The sequence below is a fragment of the Micrococcus sp. LASM2_SD2 genome, from assembly GCF_057364565.1.
Genome location: NZ_JBNFOB010000284.1, coordinates 1 through 2,605 on the forward strand (window position 1 = coordinate 1; position 2,605 = coordinate 2,605).

Genomic DNA, 2,605 nt, shown 5'->3' on the forward strand with positions numbered 1-2,605 from the left:
GCCGGTGCCCTGTCCGTGACGGTCATGGCGCGGTCGGCCTGTTCGGCGATCGAGGCCCTGGGGCGTTCGGGGTCGCCGCCATGGTGATCGCCGGCGGCGCGGCCGCGCTCATGGTCCTGGCTCCGGTCCTGCTGCTGGCGGCCCTGCGCGGCCGGCGGGCCGGGCTCGTGTCCGTCTCCAGCGCGCTGGCGGTCGGCATGGTCGCCGCCGGCGTCCTCGTGAACCTGACCTCCGCACTCGTCTGATCAGAAGGAGCACCCCATGGCCACCACCCTCCGCCAGTCCCGCACCACCGCACTCACCCCGGCGTTCGACGCGATCCGGCAGATCCCGTTCCGCCGCTCGCGCCCGCGCCTGGCCGGCGGCATCGTCTCCTCGCTCGCCGCGCACACGCACCTGAACGTGTGGCTGCTGCGTCTGATCGTGCTGCTCTCCTTCGCGCTGCCCGTCCTGGGCGTCGGCCTCTACCTGGCCGCCTGGGCACTGCTGCCGTGGGAGGACGAGTCCATCCCGGTCGAGCGCTGGATCGACTCGGCCCTCGGCCGCCGCGGCCGCTGACCGGCCCGGTGCCGGGAACCGGTCCGGCGCGGACGTTCCGGTGCACATCGGGGCGACCGTCCCGGAGGCGCTGACAGCACCCCGCGCGTCGTCGATAGTCTGGAGCCGCAGGCCTCCGGCCCCTCTCACCAGAGAAGCCGGACCGGCCTGCGGCTCCCGTCCTGTCCCTCCCCCGACCAGCCGTCGAAAGGACCCCTCCCCATGCGCGTCGGACTGCTCACCTCCGGTGGCGACTGCCCCGGCCTGAACGCCGTCATCCGTGCCGCCGTGCTCAACGGCATCAAGACCTACGACTTCGAGATGGTGGGCATCCGCAACGGCTGGGCCGGCCTGATCGAGAAGGACGTGGTGGAGCTGCCGCGCCAGGCGGTGCGCGGACTGTCCGGCACCGGCGGCACCATCATCGGCACCTCCCGCACGCACCCCTATGACACCGCCGGCGGCGGAGCCGAGAACATGAAGCGGAACCTGCAGGAGCTGGGGATCGACGCGGTCGTGGCGATTGGTGGCGAGGGCACCCTGGCCGGCGCCAACCGCCTCGCCAAGGACGGCCTGCCCGTGGTGGGCGTGCCGAAGACCATCGACAACGACCTCATGGCCACGGACTACACCTTCGGCTTCGACACGGCCGTGCAGATCGCCACGGACGCCATGGACCGGCTGCGCACCACCGGCGAGTCCCATGGGCGCTGCATGGTGGCGGAGGTCATGGGCCGCCACGTCGGCTGGATCGCCTTGCACTCCGGCATGGCCTCCGGCGCCCACGCGATCCTCATCCCGGAGGTCCGCACCCCGATGTCCCAGGTGGCCGAGTGGGTGACGCAGGTGCGGGACAAGGGCCGCTCCCCGCTCGTGGTGGTGGCCGAGGGCTTCGTCCCGGAGGGCCTGGACGACCCGCTGGCCGCCGCCGGCAACGCCAAGGACGGCCGTCCGCGCCTGGGCGGCATCGGCGACTGGGTGGCCCGCGAGATCGAGGACATGACCGGCGTGGAGTCCCGCGCCACCGTGCTGGGCCACATCCAGCGCGGTGGTGACCCGACCGCCACGGACCGCGTGCTCTCCACCCGGTTCGGCATGCAGGTCATGAAGCTGGTGGCCGAGCGCCGGTGGGGCCAGATGGTGGCCGCCAACGGCACCGAGATCATCTCCGTTCCCATGTCCGCCGCCCTGTCCGGCCTGAAGGAGGTGCCGCTCGAGCGCTACGAGGAGGCCAAGGTCCTCTTCGGACGCTGAGCGGGTCCATGGCACGGCAGGAGCACACCCTCGCCCTCGTGTCCCTCGCCTGGGCCCGTGCGCTCGGCCTTCCCGACGACGGCCTAGGCACCCTGGGTGGACCGGTCGCCCCGGGTGGGCCGGGCCCCGGGCGACGGGTGGAGTTCGTCCTCGGGGCCGAGGACGTGCTGCCCGGCGACGGTCCGCATGTGGCGACCGTCCTCCGCCTGGGCGAGGCGGCCGTCGTCGCCGGCCCGGAGTGGTTCGTGACGGCCTGCCGGGACGTGGACGACGAGGTGTTGGCGCTGGAGTCCACGCTGTTGCGCCTCGGCGCGACCCACGGGGCCCGCTCCCGCGGCGAGCACACCCTCTACTACGCGGACGAGGCGCCGGCGGTCGACCCGGCACGGTCGATCGCCGTGTCCTTCGACTCCGCCCACGCGCTCGAGGTGGCCGCCCTCTGCCCGGCGGACGACGTCACGGCAGCGGGGCTGCCGGAGTGGGACCACACTGCCGCCCTGGTGCCCGTGTTCGAGGACGGACAGGGCGGCGGAGTGGCCTGCGCTGCCGCCGGCTACGACGTGCTCTCCGGGATCGTGGCACGGCTGGGTGTGCTCGCCGTGCCCCACCTGCGCGGCAAGGGGCTCGGCGTCTACGCCGCGGCCGCCGCGATGGAGTCGGCGTGGCTGGACGGGCTCGTGCCCTCGGCGCGCGTGCCGGCGAGGGCCACACCGCCGCGCACCACACGGCGGTGGCGGTCGGCATGGAGCCGGTGGGGACGCAGACCTCGATCGGCTGGGACCCCGCCGCCTGAGGCCGCGGTCCGCTCAGCGGC

General features: G+C 73.9%; 3 protein-coding genes and 1 pseudogene. All 4 read left to right on the top strand.

All coding sequences use genetic code 11. The annotated features are described in order from the left end of the window. Positions 1–245, top strand: a pseudogene (locus AC2W7A_RS11450) (hypothetical protein); the annotation flags it as partial. Between the two features lie 16 nt (positions 246–261). Beyond that, entirely contained in the window at positions 262–558 is a 297-nt protein-coding gene (locus tag AC2W7A_RS11455) for a PspC domain-containing protein (protein ID WP_485991460.1), read from the top strand. A gap of 201 nt (positions 559–759) precedes the next feature. Next, positions 760–1,791 carry a 6-phosphofructokinase gene (locus AC2W7A_RS11460; protein ID WP_485991461.1) on the top strand — a complete coding sequence of 344 codons (1,032 nt, stop codon included), beginning with the start codon at positions 760–762 and terminating at the stop codon, positions 1,789–1,791. Between the two features lie 8 nt (positions 1,792–1,799). Continuing rightward, positions 1,800–2,605, top strand: an 806-nt coding sequence (locus AC2W7A_RS11465) for a hypothetical protein (protein WP_485991462.1), incomplete at its 3' end; no start/stop codon positions are given.